Source organism: Geobacter sp. (assembly GCF_030834625.1).
Taxonomy (GTDB): domain Bacteria; phylum Desulfobacterota; class Desulfuromonadia; order Geobacterales; family Geobacteraceae; genus Geobacter.
The window spans coordinates 98,256-117,029 of the sequence record NZ_JAUQXO010000045.1 but is presented as its reverse complement, the minus strand read 5'-3'; the positions used below and the strand labels follow the sequence as shown (position 1 = coordinate 117,029).

The window sequence follows — 18,774 nt, the reverse complement described above, 5'->3', positions numbered from 1 at the left end:
CCCTCTCGGTAGTTTACCAAGTGGGAGTGTCCATTGTCTTCAGGATACGTCAGTTTTCGTCCCGACCGCTATCAGACCACGCCTGGGCGGCCTGCACCTTCGCCTCAAGAAGCTGGATACGTCGGCCATCCGGCTTCGATTCAGTTCGCGCCTGTTCAAGTTCCTTCCGGGCGCCATTGAGGTTCAGACTAAACCGCACATCGCGATCAACGGCACCCTTAAGTTCCTCATCAAGCTTCGCTCGCTCTGTCCGCAACCGCTCCACAACCTTGGTCAGGTCTTCCCGGGTGAAACTGACATTCTTACCCGCCTCGGCAATCTGTCGCTCCTGAAACCCAAGCTCGGACCTGGCCGCGGCAATCCTCTCCTTGATCACGTCTACCCGTAGGGCTCCGACGACAAGGGATGCCATTGCTACCCGGGCGCGCAACTGGGCCAGGTCTCTTCTCCAGGTGGCCTGTATGGTTTCCTCGGTCGACTTGGCGCGCACCACTGCGTCAACCGCGAGCCGACTCCCCTCCTCCGCACGTTTGACCGCATCCTGCTGGCGCAGCGTCTCACGCTGCAGTATCTCCCGGGAAGATTCCAGACCATCGACCATGACCTGGACCGAATCCGCAGTATCGCGCAACGTGTCAATCATGAGAATCGAATAGGGTGGCTTTTCCGAAAAGCCCTTCCAGGAGGCTGCCTTCCGTTCGGTGGCCGTGCGCGACGAACGGACCTCTTCGAGCTCATCAAGATAGCTCAGCCGTGCCTGCAAAAAGGTAACGAGGCTTCCCACCAGGCGTCGCTTCTCTTCCTGCTCCGGCAAGGTTATGCCTGCCGGAGCCCCTTCAGAAGCAGCGCCTCTTTCCAACTGGGCGCGCAGCGCTTGCGCTTCCCTGAGGTCACCAGTCAACTGGGCGCGGAGTTCCGACGGGCTTGGCTCCTTGACCGAGGCCAAAGCACCCTTCCCCTCTTTCTGCTCAGCGTCGGTCAGCTTGTTCAATGGTGAAACTTGGGCAAAGGCAGGAACTGCGCCCGCGAGAACAGATACAAGAAACAGCGAGACGAAAACACGCACCGGCGTAAACGGAGCTTCGCTCACCGCTCTGTTACGTGCAGCGGGCAGCACTATGCCAGACAGGTGCTGGCTCATGGGCTCACTCACAATAATTCGCCACTGGTGACGACACTTTCATCCCTCTGCCAGCAAGAATTGGCTAACGGGCAGCCGTCTCCAGCCGTGGTCCGGCGGCCTGCACGACCGGACCGATACCGGTAAGCCGGTCGGCCTCGGTCACCCAGCCGCCCCCCATCGCCTTGTAGACGTTAACGAGGGAGGTAAGAACACCGGTCTGGGTCTGCACGTAGGAGAGCTGTCCCGAAAAGAGTGAACGGTCCGCGTCAAGAACCTGCAGGTAGCTGACGGTGCCCCCCTCGTACTGCAGGCGCGACAGCCGCGCGTAATCGCCGAGGGACTTGACCTGTCGCCCTTGGGACTCCATCTGTTCCCTTCCCTTGGTGGTGCTCACCAGGGCATCCTCAACTTCACGGAAGGCGGTGAGAATCGTCTGTTCGTACTGGTAGAGACTCTCGTGCTGGAACGCCTCGGCCCTCTTGACCTGTCCCGAGATGGCGCCAAAGGTGTAGATGGGAGCAAGAGCGTCGCCGGCAAGGAACCAGATCTTGGATGGCCCCTCGAACAGGTCGGAAAAATCGGCGCTGGCGGTCCCCAACAGGCCAGAGAGGGATATCACCGGGAAATAGAGTGCCTTGGCTACCCCGATCTGGGCATTGGCGGCGATGAGGTTCTGTTCGGCCTGAACGATGTCGGGGCGCCGCTCCAGAAGCGTCGAGGGGAGTTCGGCGGGGATTCCGGGCGGGGACAGCTCGTCGATGGTCCTGCCACGGGGGATCGGGCCGGGGTTGCGGCCCAGGAGGACCGAAATGAGATTCTCCTGCTGCCTGACCAGGGATTCCAGCTGGGGGATCGCCTGGCGGGCGATCTCGTACTGGGATTCGACCTGGCTCAATTGCACCCGCGAGATGGTGCCGTACTCATGGCGAAGCCCAAAAAGCTTGAGCGACTTGCCATAGGCCTGCTCCGTCTCCCGGGCAATCTCCAGTTGCCGGTCGAGGCCCCGCAGCACGATGTAGCTATTGGCCACGCTGCTGACGAGCGTGAGGACCACCGCCCGGCGCCCCTCTTCGGTGGCAAGCACCTGGGCCTGGGCCGATTCGGAGGCACGGCGGATGCGGCCCCAGACATCGATCTCCCAGTTGACGTTGAGGGCGGCCTGGTAGTAGTCGTAGGTGGTACTGTGGCGGGGCACGGGACCGGTCTCGGTGTCACGCTGCCGCGCGGCGCTTACGGAGGCGCCGAATTGGGGGAAAAACTGCGATCGGGTCGTGTCCAGCTGCCCGAGGAACTGGTCGACCCGTGCCGCGGCGGCCTTGAGGTCCCGGTTCTCCTTGAGCGCCGTCTCGATGAGGGTGTTGAGCGCCGGATCGCCGAACTGCTCCCACCAAGCGGTGTCGGCCAGATTCGCAGCCCCCTGGTAGTCAATCCGCCAGGACGGAGGCGAAACGATCTGGGGCTTCACATAGTCGGGGCCCACTGCGCACCCCGCAAGTAGAAGAGTAATCATACCGATGATCGCGTTACGCATGGCCCGCACCTCCTTCCTCATCGGAACCGCCTGTCCCTCCGTGCGGATGCCCCTCCCCTGCCCCAGCCACCGCCCCCTTCTTGCGGCGACTGAAGATGCCGGTTGCGCCCTCCAACACCACGAAGAAGAGCGGTACGAAGAAGGAAGCCACGATGGTCGAGGCGAGCATCCCGCCGATGACGCCGGTGCCGATGGCCCGCAGGCTGTTGGCGCCGGCGCCGGTGGCGATGGCCATCGGCACGCAGCCGAGGATGAAGGCCAGCGAGGTCATGACGATGGGGCGCAGGCGCATCCGTGCCGCCTCGATGGCCGCTTCATCCAGGGCCATCCCGGCGCGGACGTTCTCTGCGGCGAATTCGATGATCAGAATCGCGTTCTTGGCTGCCAGGCCCACCAGGGTCACCATCCCCACCTGGAAGTAGACATCGTTCTCCAGCTTGCAGATCCAGGTGAGGAACAGGGCGCCGCAGATTGCGAACGGCACCGCCAGCACGACCCCCACCGGGAGCGACCATTTCTCGTACTGGGCGGCGAGGATCAGGAAGACCATGATAATGCCGAAGATAAACGCTGCCGACGAGGTCCCGCCGGCCTTCTTCTCCTCGAAGGCCTGGCCGGCCCAGGAGAAGTCATACCCCTCCCCCAGCACTTCCTTGGCTGTCTCTTCCATGGCGGCAATGGCCTGACCGGTACTGAAGCCCGGTGCCTGCGCCCCGGTAACCTTGGCGGCAGGGAAGCCGTTGAAGCGGGTCAACAGGTTCGGGCCGGGAGTATAGCGCCTCGTGGTAAGGGCCGAGAGCGGCACCATGCTGCCGCTGTTGGAGCGGACGAAGATCTGGGAGAAGTCCTCAGGGGCGTCCCGGTATTCGGGGTTCGCCTGGATGATGACCTGCCAGATGCGGCCGAACTGGACGTACTGGGCCACGTAGGATGAGCCGAAGTAGGACTGGAGGGTCTCGTAGACCGCGGACACGGGTACCCCGAGGGTTTCTGCCCGGGCACGGTCCAGGTCCAGGTAGAGCTGCTGCTGCGAGGCGGAGAAGGTGGATGAAACCGTTGCCAGCTCCTTCCGCTCCTTGCATTTGGCGATAAAGGCCTTGATCTTTGCCTCCAACTGCTGGGGAGTACCGGATCCTTTGCTCTGGATGTAAAACTCGAACCCGCCGGTGGTGCCCAGGCCGGGAATGGAGGGCGGGTTGAGTGCCACCACCAGTCCCTCCTTGATGGAGGCGAATTTCTTGCGGGCGTCGGCCACCACGGCAAAGGCGGTCCCCTCCTTCCCCTTCCGCTCCTCGTAGGGTTTGAGGGAAGCGAACATGAGGGCGGCGTTCGTCTTGTTCTGGCTGTCGATGATGCTGTAGCCGTCAAGCTGGGCGATATCCCCCATGGCCGGGTTCTGCTTCAACAGGGCGACTGCCTTGTCGCTGACGGCGGTAGTCCGCTCCAAGCTTGCCGCGTCGGGCATCATGTTGGCCACGAAGATGTACCCCTGGTCCTCCTCGGGCACGAAGCTTCCCGGTACCACCTTGAAGAGGAAGAGCACCGCCGCAATGACGCCGCCGAAGATGGCGATGCCGATCAGCTTGTGGCCGACCAGAAAGCGGACCCCGGACACGTAGCCGTTGGTGAGCTTCTCGAAGCTCGCCTCGAACCACTTGAAGAATCCCTTCTTTTCTCCGTGCCCCGGTTTCAGGATCCGCGCCGCCAGGGCCGGAGACAGGGTGAGCGCCACCACCCCCGACAGGACCATGGAGATGGCAATGGTGATGGCGAACTGTTTGTAGAGGGTGCCGGTCATGCCGCCCAGGAAGGCCACCGGCAGGAAGACCGACCCGAGAACGAGGACGATGGCAATCAGCGCCCCGGCCAACTCGGCCATGGCCTTCTTCGATGCCTCCATGGCGGACATGTGGAGGGCGTGCATGTTGTGCTCCACGTTCTCCACGACGATAATGGCATCGTCGACCACGAGGCCGATGGCGAGGATCATGCCGAAGAGGGTCAGCATGTTGGTGGAGAAGCCCAGCATCTTGATGCCGATGTAGGTGCCGATGATGGCGATAGGGACCGCCAGGACCGGGATAATGGTGGCGCGGAAGCTCTGGAGGAAGAGGAAGACCACGAGCACCACGAGCACCACCGCCTCGAAGAAGGTATGAACCACCTTCTCGATGGATGCCTCGGTGAACTTACTGGTATCGAGGACGACCTTGTATTCAAGTCCGGCCGGGAATGTTCCTTTCAGGTCATCGATCAGTTTGCGGATCTGCTTGGAGGTCTCAATGGCGTTGGCGCCCGGCTGCTGGTAAACGACAATGCAGCAGGCCCGCTTGCCGTTGACCTTGGTGGCGATGGAGTAATCCTTGCTCCCCATCTCCGCATGTCCCACGTCCTTCAGCCGGACAATGGCGGCACCTTCACTGGCGGCGCGGATGATGATGTTGTCGAACTCCTTCGGGTCGGTGAGCATCCCCTGGGTGGTGACGACAAAGGACTGCTGGGTCCCCTTGGTGGTCGGCGACTGCCCCACCTGGCCGACGCCGTAGGCCTTGTTCTGGCGCTGGATCGCCGCGGTCACATCCTGGGACGTAATGCCAAGCTGGGCAAGCCGGTCGGGCTTCAGCCAGACCCGCATGGCGACGTCCGGCACCGGGAACATCGTGGAGAGGTTGGCGCCGGGAATCCGCTTGATGGCGTCGAGCACGTAGAGGTTGGTGAAGTTGGACAGGTAGGTCTGGTCGTAGCGCTCATCGGGGGAGTAGAAGCTGATGACCATCATGAACGCCTGGGAGCGCTTCTCCACCGTCACTCCCTGCTTGTTGACGATGTCGGGAAGCTTGGACGACGCCTGGCTGACCCGGTTCTGGACGTTCACCTGGGCCATGTCCGGGTCGGTCCCCGGCTCGAAGGTGACGGTCAGGGTCATGTTGCCGGTGGAGGAGCTGGTGGAGGACATGTAACTCATCTTGTCCACGCCGTTCACCTGCTGCTCGATGGGTGCGGCAACGGTATTGGCGATGACCTCGGCGGTGGCCCCTGGGTAGACGGCGCTTACCTGCACCGTCGGCGGGGCAATGTCCGGGTACTGGGCGATGGGTGTCGCCTTCATGGCCACCAGACCCGCCAGCACCAGGATGATGGAGATGACTGCGGCAAAGACTGGCCGATCAATAAAGAAGCTTGCCATGGTCAGGACTCCTATTTAGCCGCCGGCTGTGCCGGTTTGACAGCTGCAGCCGCCGCCTTTGCCGCGGCCTCTTCGGGGGTTATGACCTTCACCGGGGCTCCCGGGGCCAGACGCTGGAACCCTTCGACAATAATCTTGTCACCACCCTTCAACCCCTGGTTGATGACCCATTCATCGCCGACCCATTCACCGACCATGACCGGCCGAAGTTCAGCCTGCCCCTTGTTGTTCACCAGATACACCACGTGGCCGTTGGCGGTCTGCTGCACCGCCTTCTGGGGAACCACGATAGCGTTGGGGCGGACCGCCCCCTTCACATGGACTTTCACGAACATGCCCGGCCGGAGGGCTCCCTTTGGGTTGGGGAGCTCGGCACGGACCAGGAAGGTGCCGGTCTGCTGACTGAAGGAGGGGTCGGCAAAGCTGAGCTTGCCCGTATGGGGATAGCGGGTGCCGTCGGACAGTTCGACCTCCACGTCATAGTTCTGGTTCTTCGGCACGGTGAGCCGCCCCTTCGCCACCTCCTGCTGGTTGGTGGCCATCTCGTTCTGGGAGACACTGAAATTGATCCAGATGGGATCGAGCCGGGCCACATAGCTGAGCTTCGAGGCCTGCCCCACGGGGGAGAGGTAAGCCCCCTCGCGCAGCAGGGCCTGACCCGACACGCCACTTACCGGCGATTTGATCGTCGTGTAGCTCAGGTCCAGTTCAGCCTTCTCGAGCCGGGACTTGGCCTCGTAGAGGGACGCCTCGGCCGACTTGACCGCGCCGACGGCGTTATCCAGGTCGCTCTTGCTGGCGGCGTCCTGGGCAGCCAACGGCTGGATCCGGTCCAGGTTGGCCTTTGCCGTCCAGAGTTGCGCCTGGCGGTTTTCCACCTCGCCCCTGGAGGCATTGACTTGGGCCTTGAACGGCTTCTGGTCCATGAGAAAGAGGACCTGCCCTGCCTTCACCACTTCACCCTCCTTGTAGAGGATCTTTTCCAGGAAGCCGTTGACCCTGGCCACGATCTCCACCTGGTGGGAACTCTCGGCCTGGGCGACAAAGGGGGTGGTGATCGGGACCGTCTTCGGCGCTACCGCGACGGCAACCACCTCGGCGGGAGGGGGCGCGGCAGCCTTGGGCGCTTCCTTCTTGCAGCCGCAGACCGTCCCCATGAGCATAAAGAGAAAGACGGCAGGCATGCGCCATGACCACGATGAGCTGGTGCCGCGTCCGGACGATGCGCACGCCACGTTCCCGTCGGGCAGGAACTTTTCAATACAAGGGAGGCAGGATTTCATGATGGTCGACTTGAACATGGATGCTCTCCTTCCAGGGAAATCGTGATACTGCTTCGCAGATGTCATCAACCGGCATCGACGGACGATTTTTCAGGTTCCTGCTCGCCCGTGGAAACCCACGCCTGAAGCAGGGTGTAGGTCACGGCGAGCATCACCGGGCCGATGAACAAACCGATGACGCCGAAGGCGATGAGGCCGCCGATCACGCCGGCAAAAATCAGGAGCAGAGGAAGATCTGCCCCTCTCCTGATGAGGATCGGGCGGACGAAGTTGTCGAGGGTTCCGACAATGATCGTCCAGACGACCATGACCGACCCCCAGAGGGTCTGGTCCGTATAGAAGAGCCAGGCCACTGAGGGAATAAGCACAAGGGCGGGACCCAACTGGGCCACGCAGAGGATAAACATGACCGCCGTCAGTACCGCCGCTGCCGGAATGCCGGCCATGGCCAGGCCGATGCCGCCGAGGAGCGACTGGATAAGGGCAGTGACGACAACACCGAGTGCAACGCCGCGGACGGCCTTGGCGGCAAGGATGGCAGCGTCTTCGCCTTGCTGGCCCGCAAGCCGCCGGGCAAAGCGGCACACGCCACTGGCAGCCGTCTCGCCGTTGGCGTAGAGAACCGCGCTGATGATCGCGGTCAGCAGGAACTGCACGATCATCATCCCGACGCTGCCGGCCTGGGCTACCAGCCAGCTCACGATATTTTTCGCGTGGGGTGCCAGACGCTCGGACAACTCTCCCGGGCCGACCGACGCAAACTGATTCCAGCGGGCGGCAAGCTTCGGCCCGACAACCGGGAGCTGTTCGACCCACGCGGGTGGCGGTGACGCGGCAAACGCAGCAAGGGATTTTGCCCAGCCGACGATCTCGTCGGACCGCTCGATGATGCTGACAACGGCAAGGGTAAAGGGGATGATGAATACCAGCAGGAGCGTAAGTGTCATAACCGTGACGGCGAGGGACCTCTTGCCCCAGAGCCGCTTCTGGACAGCGAGCATGAATGGCCAGGTGGCCACGACGATCATGGTTGCCCAGACGAGGGCCGTAAAGAATGGGTGCAGGATCCAGAAGCTGGCGCTGATGAGAATGCCGATGAAGAGCACCGCCAACGTCGTTCGTGCTATGTCCCGGGAGGGGAGATTCTGTGTCATTGGTTCGGCCCTCCGTACATGTATTCGAGATATCCAGGTAAGTACGACTTTACCTGCACATGCATCTGCCTGTGAACAGGGTGTCGCCCGTCACGCCGCTGTTTGGCGTCATGGACGCACCTCGACTGTCGGGCTTGCGGGAAGAACGTCCTTAGGCCGTGCCGCGATCTCCCGAGCGATCTCGCGACTCAACTGCCCGACCGTGCGGCTGACGGCAGCCACGAGGGTTTCGTAGCGTCCGTCGCCCACTTGTTCGGTGTAGGTCGAAAGTCCGTTTGCCACCCCCTGCTTCTCCTGCCCCGCCGAGACGACCCATTGGGCCTTGAGCTCAACCCGGTCGCCGGGAACGCAGTCGAGGCGCAGAATCCTTACCCCCACCCAGTAGTCGGGCTTCTCGGGATGCAGTCTCGGATAGGCGAAGACCCGGTCGGACTCCAGGAGCGCCGAGAGGTTCTCCACGAGCACCGTGGAAATATTCTCGCCAAGGGAGCCGCCCCACCGGTCGAATTCTGCGAGCTTGAGACCGTTATTCCCATCACGGGTGACGATCTGGGACCGGTCCAGGTAGTCGGGAACCTCGACTGGTGCAACGCTCACCGAAACCGGGTTCGCTCCCTGCCCTGCCGCCGGCTTCGCTTCTTGATGTTCGAGGGAGCTGAGCGTGTACATTCGCGCCGGCTGCGTGCTGCCACACCCGGCACCGAGTGCTGCAACCGCTCCAAGGAAAAGAATTCCTGCCAGTGAATATCCCTTCAGCATCTCATTCTCCTTACTCGCCGGCCTTGCCTCTCAGCAGTGCCTCGGGGTGCCGCTCAAGATAATCGGAGAGCTGTCGGAGCGACCGGGTCGTCATGGAGAGCTCCCGCAGGGTCTTGTTCAGGTCGACGACCAGCCGCGAATCCTCTCCGTACGCCTGCAGGGTATGCTCGGACTGCTTCAGGGCCGACTGGGCCGAAACAAGGGTTAGCTGCGCACCATCGAGGACCTTCTGGGTGTCGCTCCGGACGGCAACCATCGTTTCCCTGGTTTCCACGAGGGCAGCATCGGCGGAGCGGGCGGCCTGGGCAAGGTTATCGGCTACGGGGCCGATCCTGCTGTTGAGGTTCTGCACCAGCATCTGGGTATCCCTGATGGCAGCGTCAACAGCCTCCGCCGTCTTTTTCGCGTCGACCGAGTTGACGAGCCTGTCGACTCCCGCGAGCGTGTGATTGAGGTTTTCGACGATTTCCTTGAACGGAAGATTCTCTATGGTCTTCGCCAGCTCCTCCAGCGACGTGGGAATGCTCGGGATCTCGGGATACTCCTTGTACAACCCGACGTAATTAGCCGGCTTGTCGGGAAAAAAATCGAGAGCAACCATCAACTGACCGGTTACGAAACTCTGGGTCTGGAGTTGGGTCCTCAATCCCATCTCGACGGCCTTTTGGATGGACTTGGCATCCCGTCGAAACTCGGACTGGGCCCCCTTGAACTTCCCAGGCTCCAGAGTGAAAATCACCGGGATCTTCAACTCACGCTTTGCGGGGTCTGCGGTGATGCTGATATCGGTCACCGAACCGACCTTCACCCCCCGGAACATGACGGGCGAACCCACGTTCAGCCCTTTCACGGAGCCATCGAAGTACGTGATGTAGACGAACTCATGGGTAAAGAACTTACCGGCGCCAAGGACGAGCACCCCGGCAACCAGCAGGGCAATGGCACCGAGAACGAACGCTCCGATCGCTGTCTTGTTCACTTTAGTGCTCATCTGGGTCTCCGCTTCCGGGTTACTGCTGGCACAGTCAGCGTTGCCGCGCCCCTTCACCCCGCGTCAGGAAGTTGATTACCTTCGGGTCCGGCGATTCCCTGAGGAGCAGTTTCGGGTCGCCGGCAGCGGTCATCGTCTTCACGTCGGGATCGAGAAATACCGAGTTGGTGCCGATGGCGAAGATGCTCGCCAGTTCGTGGGTCACCACCACCACCGTGGTGCCGAGGCTTTCGCTCAGCTCGATGATCAGGTCATCCAGCAGCCGGGCGCTGATGGGGTCCAGGCCGGCCGACGGCTCGTCGAAGAAGAGGAGGTCCGGGTCCAGGGCCATGGCCCGGGCAAGCCCTGCCCGTTTCTTCATGCCGCCGCTGATCTCCGAGGGATAGAACTCCTCGAATCCGCCAAGCCCCACCAGTGCCAGCTTGAACGACACCAGCTCCCGGATCTGCGCCGGCGCGAGGCCGGTGTACTGCTCCAGGGGCATGGCGACGTTCTCCGCCAGGGTCATGGAACTCCAGAGGGCCCCGCTCTGAAAGAGGATCCCGAAGCGCCTCTTGAGCCGCTCCTGCTCCTCGCTTTCAGCCTCCCAGTAGCTGACGCCGTCGTAAAGAATCTGCCCCTTGGCGGGCTGCTTGAGTCCCACCAGGTGCTTCAGCAGGGTGCTCTTGCCGCAGCCGCTTCCCCCCATGATGATGAAGATGTCGCCCCGGTTGATGGTGAAATTGAGGTCGCGCATCAGCACGAAGCTGCCGTAGGACATCTCCAGGCCACGGACGGCGATGACCGGATCCTTACTGCTGCTTTTCAGTGCCTCCGCTCCGCTCATATCCCCAGCACCTGACAGGAAAGGGTGATGATCGCCGTGGCAACGACGATGCAGACAATGCCGGTCACGACCGCCGAGGTGGCTGCATAGCCGACCGCCGAGGCGCTCCGCTCGCACTGGATGCCGCGCAGGCAGCCGGATATGGCCACGAGGATGCCGAAGACGAAACTGTGGAACAGGCCGATCAGGAAATGGGTCAGCGTCAGGGATGAGCGCGACTGGTTCACGTACTCAACCACGCCGAGGTCAAGCATCCCCACCCCCACGATCATCCCCCCCAATACCCCCATCAGGTCGGAATAGACGCAGAGGAGCGGCATCATCAGCATGAGGGCCAGCATCCGGGGGAGAACCAGGAACTCCACCGACGAAAAGCCCAGGGTCTCCAGGGCATCGATCTCTTCGTTCACCTGCATGGTGCCGAGCTGGGCGGCAAAGGCCGCGCCGGTTCGGCCCGACATGATGATGCCGGTCATGATGGCTCCCATGACCCGCACCATGCCGATTCCCACCACATCGGCCACGTAGATCTGCGCCCCGAAAAGCTTCAGCTGGATCGCCGCCACAAAGGCCAGGATCATCCCCACCAGCAGGCTAATGAGGGAGACGATGGGGAGCGCCTGTGCCCCGGTTTCCTGGATGGTCGTGACCAGGTCCAGGCGCCGGAAAACTGCCTTGCCCCGCAGCATCTTGAGGAAAACCAGCGTCACCTCGCCGATGAAGGCGAGCACCTCCTTCGTCCCCTTCATCTGATCGAGGGCAGCATCCGCAACCCGCACCAGGAACGCAGGGCGCCCACCTCCCCGTGTCACTCCCGAGCGCTGGTTTTCGGGGGAGGCCAGGTCCATGAGCTTCCGTATCCCCGGCGGCAGACCGGTCGGGTCAACATCGGCCCCTGCCTGCCGGCAGATGCCGGAGAGCTTCATCAGGAACACCAGCAGGCCGCTGTCCCACGGGCCAAGCTCCGTCGTATCGAACGTGACCCGTGTGACCGGCGGCTGGGATGCAAGGTGCTGCTGAACCTCTTCGGCCAACGGGAGTTTGCCACTCACCTGCCAGGATCCCGCAAGGGTCACGAGCAGCGTATCTGGCGCCGGACGACTGAAACTCAGACCGGCTGTCGCAGATTTCGTTTCGCCGTGGGTCTCCTGATCCATACAGCCCCCCGTGTCATGTGCCCTGACAGGTTTCCCCTGGTACCCCAAACCAAGGGAAACCCTCTTTGGGCGCGATTACGGTTTTTCGCAGTTCGGTCCCTTCCGCTCCGTGCAGAGTCCCCAACGGACCTGCTTGGCCCAGAATTTCAGTGCCTCGTCAGCGTTGTACCAGGTATCGACAATCCCTTGGGCTGCCTTCCCCCCGACGCGGCGGTCGACGGCCGCGGCCAGCAGTTCGCCGGTAAGCGCATCGGTAACTTTCATCTCGCCGGTAATCTCCCCTACCCCCGACTGCTTGCCGGTTGCCCCATACTTGAGAACGGAAACACCGATGCCAATGGGCATCACCGTGGAGAAAAGGTTACGGACCGGCTTGGACGTGTCGGCATCGACGATGGCAAACTTGAGCTGCATGGTATTTGCCTCTGGCGACATCACGATCTGGTAATCCTTCTTGAGCTCTTCGTTCAGATAGACGAAGGCGTTGTTGGCGAGCTTCCGGTAATTTTCCTGTTCATCCGCGTCCAGCTCGCCGTCTTTTGCAATAGTGACCGGCTCGATCATCACCTTGGTGTAACTTGCAATATTGACCTTCGGATTGCGATACCGGTACAGGGCCTGGTCCTCGGTCCCCTCTTTAAGCAGGGACGGATTTACCAGCGTTGATTTCAGATCAACGCTCCGCGCCTGATAACTGGCACCGCACCCCCCGAGCAGCCCTGCCAGAGCAACACACACCGCGCCTGCTACCAATGACTTGATACGTTCCATGATGATCCTCCTTGTTTGACTCTGTCCCCTACGTCCCTCTCCTCGGCTCAGCTTTCTTTCTGCTCTGTTTTAGTACCTGCTCCACCAACTCCAGGCCGCTGGACTCGACTATCTCGAAAAAGCATACCTGCGGTTCCGTGTCCGAAAGCTCCATGGCCTGCAGAATCCGTGCATACAGAGGCGTTCGCATGTGACGATGCATTTCCGCAAAGCTTCGCCACTGCTCCACATAGACAATTGCCGGATCTTCCCCGAATTCCGCGAGAATCCAGCAGGCAAGACAACCCTGCTCCGCCTGGGTAGGCCCCTTCACTGAAAGGAGAATATCCAGGACTTCATCTCGCCTCTCCGGAACGGGAGTAATTCTGACCAATGACAGTCTCATGCCTACACACAATCCGAGATTTGTGCCAAGGTTTCGAGACAGATGATAAATGGCAAAAACTGTTTAGTTACAGGGGGTAATCGACTGCCGAAGAGAATAGAGAGGACGGATGGGGGATGGGAGTGGGCGACATTTCGTCCTTAAGACGAAATGTCGCCCCTTGCCTCCCGTGAGGGGATGCCAAGCTTGAGCATCCTTGAATAGAGGGTGGAAGGATTCATTCCCAGAAGCTGGGCAGCCCCCCCTTCTCCCTTGATGCGCCAGCCGGTCAGCTTGAGCACCCTATTGATGTGACTGGATTCAGCCTCCTCAAGGGTCATGATCTTCGCGGGTTCCGAGTTGTCATTTTCAGGCAGCCGGATTTTCAGGGTGTCGTCGGTGCTCACGATGACGGCATACTCGATCACATTCCGCAGTTCCCGGATATTGCCCGGCCACGAGTAGCGCTGCAGAGCCGCCATGTCACGCTTGGCGACCTTATTGATCTTCTTGCCCATTTTTTCGGAGAATTCGTTGATGAACCCCCAGACCAGAAGGGGAATATCCTCGATCCGGTCGCGCAGGGGTGGGACGACAATGGGGAAGACATTGAGGCGATAGAAGAGGTCTTCCCTGAACGTTCCTTTCTTCACTTCTTCTGCAAGGTTCCGGTTGGTGGCGGCTATCACCCGGACATCGACCTTCATGGTCTTTGGACTCCCCAGCCGCTCGAAACGTCCTTCCTGCAGCACCCTCAGCAGTTTCGCCTGCAGTTCGATCGACAGCTCCCCTATCTCGTCAAGGAAGATCGTCGAGCCATCGGCCAGCTCGAACCGCCCCGCCTGCCGTGACAATGCCCCGGTGTAGGCCCCCTTCTCCCGGCCGAACAGCTCGCTCTCCACCAGTGCCGCCGGGAGCGAGGCACAGTTGACCGTCACCAGAAGCCTGTCCCTGCGGGAACTGAGGTTATGGACGGCCTGGGCCACAAGCTCCTTGCCGGTGCCGGTTTCTCCGCAGATGAGCACGGTGGAACTGGTGGGGGCGACCTGTTCCACCTGCATCAGGACATTGGTGAGCGCCTCGCTCTGCCCGATGATTGCCTCGTGCTCCCTGCCGATCCTGATTTCCGACCTGAGATAGTCGGCTTCGAGTTCAAGCCGGTTCTTCAGGCTCACGATTTCGTCGAAGGACCGCTTCAATTCCAGGTCTGACCCCATGCGCTTCAGGGCGTTCACGATGATTTCCCCGAGCAGACGCACCCTCGGTATGTACTCCTCCGGCCAGGTACGCTGCCGGGTAGTGGCCACGGTAAAGCAGTACACTGTCGGAGATCCGAAAGCGATGGGGAGATTAATGGATCCTTCAACGCCAATTGCCTTGTTGGTTATCCGGTCAATCTCCGCCTCGGGAGGAATGTCGTCCAGGCAGGTGCGAATGCACGGTTTTCCTTGCCGAATGATTAGATCGTATGCCCAGGGGAAGGCCTCCCTTGGATCAATATCCTCCGGCAGGTGTGATGCTTCCGGGGCATACCTGATGTAGGGAAGGCTAGCCTCCATGGTCACGTTATTTGCTTCGAACAGTGCACAGAAATCGGCATGGAAAAAGGTGCGGACATGCTCAAGCGCCGAAGAAACCGCTCCCTCGACCTCTTCAGTGGAGAGATTGATAAAGCTGGCGGAAAGATTCGATATCAAGGTCTCAAAGCGTATCCGTTCCTCGAGCTGTCCATGGGAGACTTTGCGCTCCAGCGCATTTCCGAGTACCGCTCCAATACGCGTGAGCTGCAGGATAGTTTCGTCAGACCATTCCTGCTCTGACCCTACCGTTGCCAGGGAAAGACATCCCCGCGGAGCACCAGCCGTGAACATAGGGATTGAGAGCATTGATTTGATGCCATAGCGTTGGAACTTCTGCCTGTCGATTGAGGCCGAGTCAGGGAGGTCGACGATTCGAGACATGCGGAAGATTTCATTCTGCCGTATCCGGCTCAGAAGATAGGGCATTTCCGCGTGAAGAACGCTCCTGACAGGCGGTTCTGCGCCATTCTCCGCAAAGAAATGGGTCATCACGGCCAGTTTTCCGCCGTCGACAAATTCCCACAGGGTAATCCGGTCGCCCCCGAAATAGGCAATGACATCCTTGAGCCCGGCATCGATTTCCTCGTCCAGTTCCTTCGGGGAGGCGTTCTTGAGCCTGGTTGAAAGGGAGATCAGCAGCTTGTCGAACCGCCGGCGTTCAGACGGAACTTCGCAAGTGCACCCAAAGATGGCGACAGCGTTCCCTTTTTCCCTGGTCCTGTTGCTCGGAGCCCCCTTGTGCTGCCTTATTTCTGCCATACCGACATTTCCTCCCTGAAATGTAGTTGGAACACGGCTTCAAGTAACACCATGGAAACAGATCACGATCACAAGCCTACCACCAGATTAGAAACATTCAAGGCGACATTTCATCCGAAGGACGACATATCGTCCTAACCGCCACTGCCGTCCCAGGTGTCATTCATTTATTGATTCAACATTACAGCATGTTACGCAAAAAGATCATTCACCGGACTTCTGGCACGAATCTGGGAATTAATTTTCGGCAAAGGCAGGACTATCGCCACGACAACAACGCCCTGCGTGTGATTGGGACGTGAATCCCTGACTCTGTCAGCACCAAACGCAAAGGAGAAAAATCATGATCAAGCATATTCGTCTGGTAATCGCGGCACTTATTCTGGCACTGGCAGTGCCGTCTCTGATGAACGCGACCACAGCCCTCGCCGCCAGCATGGCCGAGATCGACCGCGACGTGGACTCGGCCCTGCAGAAGCTTTACGAAAGCACCCCGGCAGCCAAAGCCCTTTCGGAGAAGGCAACGGCAATTCTCGTCTTCCCGAGCATCATCAAGGGAGGACTGGTCATCGGCGGCCAGTACGGCGAAGGGGCGCTCCGTGAACAGGGGAAGACGAGTGGCTACTATCGAAGCGTCGCCCTTTCCTACGGTCTGCAGGCAGGCGCCCAGACCTTCGGCTACGCCCTCTTCTTCATGAACAAGGAAGCACTGGACTACCTGAACAAATCGGAAGGATGGGAAGTCGGGGTCGGCCCGAGCATCGTGGTCGTCGATATGGGCGCGGCAAAATCGCTCACCACCACGACGGCCAAGGACGACATCTATGCGTTCTTCTTCGATCAGCGGGGCCTCATGGCCGGTATTGGCCTGCAGGGGACGAAGATTACCAGAATCGAGCCGAAATAGCGCCGGCACTGAAACACCATGACCGATTCGATCCCAACAGGAGGAAGATACTGATGATATGCCCAAACCGATTCAAACACGCCGCACTCCCCCTACTCTCGGCAGTGGCTCTGCTGCTGGCGCCGGCCGCCCTCCCCGCCTTCCAGCAGCCGTCCATCGTCATCAGCTCCGGAGACACCACCAGCACCAACTACGCTGCCTCCAGCGCCGTTGCGAAACTTTTCAACCGCAAGAGTGCCGAGTACGGGTTGAGGGTCTCCGCCATGCCATCGCAGGGGGCGCTTGCCACCATCGACAATGTGGTGCAGGGAAAGACAGCCTTCGGGATTGTCCAGGCCGACATGCTTCAACGTGCGGCAGACGGAACCGGTCCGTGGAAGGGAAAACCCCAGAAGGAACTGCGCGCCGTCCTCGCCCTCCATGGGGAGGCATTGACGATCGTCGCCGCCACTGATCGCGAAATACGGCGGATCAGCGATCTCAAGGGGAAACGGGTCAACATCGGTGCCCCCGGTTCGAGCGATAACGAATACGGTACGACTCTGCTGGAGCGGTCGGGTGTAAAACTGGCAGACATGAAGATCTCCGAACATCCCTCGGCACTGGCCGCCGAGCTCCTGCAAAAGGATGATATCGATGCATACATCTACACGGTGGGGCACCCGAACCTCTCGGTTCTTGAGGCAAGCGCCGGCAAGCGGAAGGTGCGACTGGTCCCCCTCGACAACACGATCATTTCTCAGGTGACTGCCGGCAATCAGGTCATCATCCCCGTGACGATCCCCACAAACCATTATCCGGGCCTGGAGAAACAGGGGGAGGTTCCGACCGTCGGCGTCAAAGCCGTACTGTTCACCAGAGCAGACACTTCTGATGAAACCGTCTACCGCCTGGTAAAAGAAGTCCTTGCAAACTTCGATCTCTTCAAGCGCCAGCATCCCGCCCTGCAGGACCTGACCTCACGTGACGTCAGCACCATCACGGTAGTTCCACTCCATCCGGGGGCTGAACGCTATTTCCGCGAGGCAGGCCTCGCCCCCTGACGAATGTGCCGGACTGAGCGGTTGACTACCTTATTCTCATCGGAGGACGTAATGAAACGACTGATTGCATCAATACTTATTATGGCCTGCCTGTGGTGGGCGCAGAGCGCCTCTGCGGCTTCCCAGCCCTATTTCTATCCCTTTGTCAATCCCTATGTAGCTACCGTCACGGAAATGCCGAAAGCTTTCGAAGTCAAGCTGCCGGAGGAAGTCCCCACCAAGGAATACACCCTTGACGTATTCCCCGAGCGCGAGATCCCCGACGTTTTCTGGTACGAAGACGGGCTCCCCTTCTCCCTGGCCTACCAGGACCACAAGGCACCGCTCGTCTTCGTGGTTGCCGGCACCGGGTCCCGCTACAACACGCCGCGGATGGTGAAGCTCCAGAAGGCGCTCTACCAGGGCGGATTCCACGTCATCACCATCACCTCGCCGACCCACATGGATTTCGTGGTGAACGCCTCGGAAGGGCTGCCGGGGGATTCCCTCCGGGATGCCAAGGACCTCTACCGGGTCATGAAACTGGCCTACGAGAAGGTCAAGCCCAAGATCGAAGTCTCTTCCTTCGCCCTGACCGGCTACAGCTTCGGCGCTTTCAACGCGGCATTCATCTCCAAGCTGGACGAAGAGCAAAAACAATTCAATTTTAAACGGGTCCTGCTCATCAATCCGCCGGTCAATCTCTACGATTCGGTAACAGCCCTCGATCAGCTGATGGTGGAGAACATCCCCGGCGGACCGGAAAAGTTTGATCTGTGGTTCCGGGGCCTCCTGGCGAAGCTGGCAGCCGTCTCGAAAGAAATGGGAAACGCGGAACTGAGCGGTGACTTCATCTATAACGCCTACAAACGCCTCCCCCCCAGCGAGGAAAATCTGGCCGCCATCATCGGCACGGCATTCCGCATGAGTTCGGCAAACATGCTCTTCACGGCCGATGTCATGAACGGCGGCGGCTACATCGTCCCGAAAAATGCCAAGCTCAACAACTCGACGTCGCTGACCAACTATGCCTTGGTCTCCTACCGTACCCGTTTCGTGGACTACTTCAACGAGTACTTACTCCCTTACTCCGAGAAGAAGGATCCGTACATGAACCGGCAAGCCCTCCTTGACCGCTCGAACCTGCACAGCATCGAGCCGTACCTCAAGAGCGCTGGCAAGATCGGTCTGGTCCACAATGAAGACGACATCATCCTGATGCCCGGCGAGATCGACTACCTGCAGGGAGTCTTCGGCAACAGGGCCCGGATATTCCCGACCGGCGGCCACATGGGCAACATGTTCCATCCCGACGTGGTCCGCTCCATGATCGATTTTCTGACGGGTAAGGAGATATGAC

The 18,774-nt window shown here is 60.3% G+C and carries 15 protein-coding genes; 3 read left to right on the top strand and 12 right to left on the bottom strand.

The annotated features are described in order from the left end of the window. Positions 1-49 precede the first annotated feature (49 nt). The 12 genes from RCH91_RS12075 to RCH91_RS12020 form a co-directional block, all read right to left on the bottom strand. Positions 50-991: a hypothetical protein gene (locus RCH91_RS12075; RefSeq protein WP_306535209.1), complete on the bottom strand. Its 942-nt coding sequence runs from the start codon at positions 989-991 to the stop codon at positions 50-52. A 214-nt stretch (positions 992-1,205) separates the two neighbouring features. After that, positions 1,206-2,654 carry an efflux transporter outer membrane subunit gene (locus RCH91_RS12070; protein WP_306535208.1) on the bottom strand — a complete coding sequence of 483 codons (1,449 nt, stop codon included), beginning with the start codon at positions 2,652-2,654 and terminating at the stop codon, positions 1,206-1,208. Further along, entirely contained in the window at positions 2,647-5,847 is a 3,201-nt protein-coding gene (locus RCH91_RS12065; protein ID WP_373694385.1) for an efflux RND transporter permease subunit, read from the bottom strand. The genes RCH91_RS12070 and RCH91_RS12065 overlap by 8 nt, the downstream gene beginning before the upstream one ends. A 5-nt stretch (positions 5,848-5,852) precedes the next feature. Then, positions 5,853-7,142 carry an efflux RND transporter periplasmic adaptor subunit gene (locus RCH91_RS12060; RefSeq protein WP_306535206.1) on the bottom strand — a complete coding sequence of 430 codons (1,290 nt, stop codon included), beginning with the start codon at positions 7,140-7,142 and terminating at the stop codon, positions 5,853-5,855. Between the two features lie 47 nt (positions 7,143-7,189). Continuing rightward, on the bottom strand, positions 7,190-8,278 hold the full coding sequence (gene ydiK / locus RCH91_RS12055; RefSeq protein ID WP_306535205.1) for an AI-2E family transporter YdiK: 1,089 nt from the start codon (positions 8,276-8,278) through the stop codon (positions 7,190-7,192). A 108-nt stretch (positions 8,279-8,386) separates the two neighbouring features. Continuing rightward, positions 8,387-9,037, bottom strand: coding sequence for a membrane integrity-associated transporter subunit PqiC (locus tag RCH91_RS12050; protein ID WP_306535204.1), 651 nt, complete (start codon positions 9,035-9,037; stop codon positions 8,387-8,389). Between the two features lie 10 nt (positions 9,038-9,047). Beyond that, a complete protein-coding gene (locus tag RCH91_RS12045) occupies positions 9,048-10,028 on the bottom strand; it encodes an MlaD family protein (protein ID WP_306535203.1) in 981 nt (326 codons plus the stop codon). A 34-nt stretch (positions 10,029-10,062) separates the two neighbouring features. After that, a complete protein-coding gene (locus RCH91_RS12040; RefSeq protein WP_306535202.1) occupies positions 10,063-10,854 on the bottom strand; it encodes an ABC transporter ATP-binding protein in 792 nt (263 codons plus the stop codon). Then, positions 10,851-12,011: an ABC transporter permease gene (locus RCH91_RS12035; protein WP_306535201.1), complete on the bottom strand. Its 1,161-nt coding sequence runs from the start codon at positions 12,009-12,011 to the stop codon at positions 10,851-10,853. The genes RCH91_RS12040 and RCH91_RS12035 overlap by 4 nt, the downstream gene beginning before the upstream one ends. 75 nt (positions 12,012-12,086) lie before the next feature. Beyond that, complete coding sequence (locus RCH91_RS12030; protein ID WP_306535200.1) at positions 12,087-12,782, bottom strand: DUF3313 domain-containing protein; 696 nt, start codon at positions 12,780-12,782, stop codon at positions 12,087-12,089. Positions 12,783-12,810: 28 nt separating this feature from the next. Continuing rightward, positions 12,811-13,167 (bottom strand): putative quinol monooxygenase, encoded by a 357-nt coding sequence (locus RCH91_RS12025; protein ID WP_306535199.1) that lies wholly within the window; start codon positions 13,165-13,167, stop codon positions 12,811-12,813. Positions 13,168-13,307: 140 nt separating this feature from the next. After that, complete coding sequence (locus tag RCH91_RS12020) at positions 13,308-15,485, bottom strand: sigma 54-interacting transcriptional regulator (protein WP_306535198.1); 2,178 nt, start codon at positions 15,483-15,485, stop codon at positions 13,308-13,310. A 343-nt stretch (positions 15,486-15,828) separates the two neighbouring features. On the opposite strand from RCH91_RS12020, the gene RCH91_RS12015 reads away from it, so the two are divergent. From RCH91_RS12015 to RCH91_RS12005, 3 genes are read left to right on the top strand one after another with little or no spacing between them, the layout of a single operon-like run. Further along, on the top strand, positions 15,829-16,392 hold the full coding sequence (locus RCH91_RS12015) for a lipid-binding SYLF domain-containing protein (RefSeq protein WP_306535197.1): 564 nt from the start codon (positions 15,829-15,831) through the stop codon (positions 16,390-16,392). A 53-nt stretch (positions 16,393-16,445) separates the two neighbouring features. Then, entirely contained in the window at positions 16,446-17,435 is a 990-nt protein-coding gene (locus RCH91_RS12010; protein WP_306535196.1) for a TAXI family TRAP transporter solute-binding subunit, read from the top strand. Positions 17,436-17,486: 51 nt separating this feature from the next. Further along, positions 17,487-18,773, top strand: a complete 1,287-nt coding sequence (locus tag RCH91_RS12005) for an alpha/beta hydrolase (RefSeq protein ID WP_306535195.1) — start codon at positions 17,487-17,489, stop codon at positions 18,771-18,773. Position 18,774 lies beyond the last annotated feature (1 nt).

Excerpts from the sequence above, each read along its gene's own strand:
- RCH91_RS12070 (WP_306535208.1), bottom strand. The coding sequence starts at position 2,654 with ATGCGTAACGCGATCATCGGTATGATTACTCTTCTACTTGCGGGGTGC.
- RCH91_RS12060 (WP_306535206.1), bottom strand. The coding sequence starts at position 7,142 with ATGTTCAAGTCGACCATCATGAAATCCTGCCTCCCTTGTATTGAAAAG.
- ydiK (WP_306535205.1), bottom strand. The coding sequence starts at position 8,278 with ATGACACAGAATCTCCCCTCCCGGGACATAGCACGAACGACGTTGGCG.
- RCH91_RS12050 (WP_306535204.1), bottom strand. The coding sequence starts at position 9,037 with ATGCTGAAGGGATATTCACTGGCAGGAATTCTTTTCCTTGGAGCGGTT.
- RCH91_RS12045 (WP_306535203.1), bottom strand. The coding sequence starts at position 10,028 with ATGAGCACTAAAGTGAACAAGACAGCGATCGGAGCGTTCGTTCTCGGT.
- RCH91_RS12040 (WP_306535202.1), bottom strand. The coding sequence starts at position 10,854 with ATGAGCGGAGCGGAGGCACTGAAAAGCAGCAGTAAGGATCCGGTCATC.
- RCH91_RS12035 (WP_306535201.1), bottom strand. The coding sequence starts at position 12,011 with ATGGATCAGGAGACCCACGGCGAAACGAAATCTGCGACAGCCGGTCTG.
- RCH91_RS12030 (WP_306535200.1), bottom strand. The coding sequence starts at position 12,782 with ATGGAACGTATCAAGTCATTGGTAGCAGGCGCGGTGTGTGTTGCTCTG.
- RCH91_RS12025 (WP_306535199.1), bottom strand. The coding sequence starts at position 13,167 with ATGAGACTGTCATTGGTCAGAATTACTCCCGTTCCGGAGAGGCGAGAT.
- RCH91_RS12020 (WP_306535198.1), bottom strand. The coding sequence starts at position 15,485 with ATGGCAGAAATAAGGCAGCACAAGGGGGCTCCGAGCAACAGGACCAGG.
- RCH91_RS12015 (WP_306535197.1), top strand. The coding sequence starts at position 15,829 with ATGATCAAGCATATTCGTCTGGTAATCGCGGCACTTATTCTGGCACTG.
- RCH91_RS12010 (WP_306535196.1), top strand. The coding sequence starts at position 16,446 with ATGATATGCCCAAACCGATTCAAACACGCCGCACTCCCCCTACTCTCG.
- RCH91_RS12005 (WP_306535195.1), top strand. The coding sequence starts at position 17,487 with ATGAAACGACTGATTGCATCAATACTTATTATGGCCTGCCTGTGGTGG.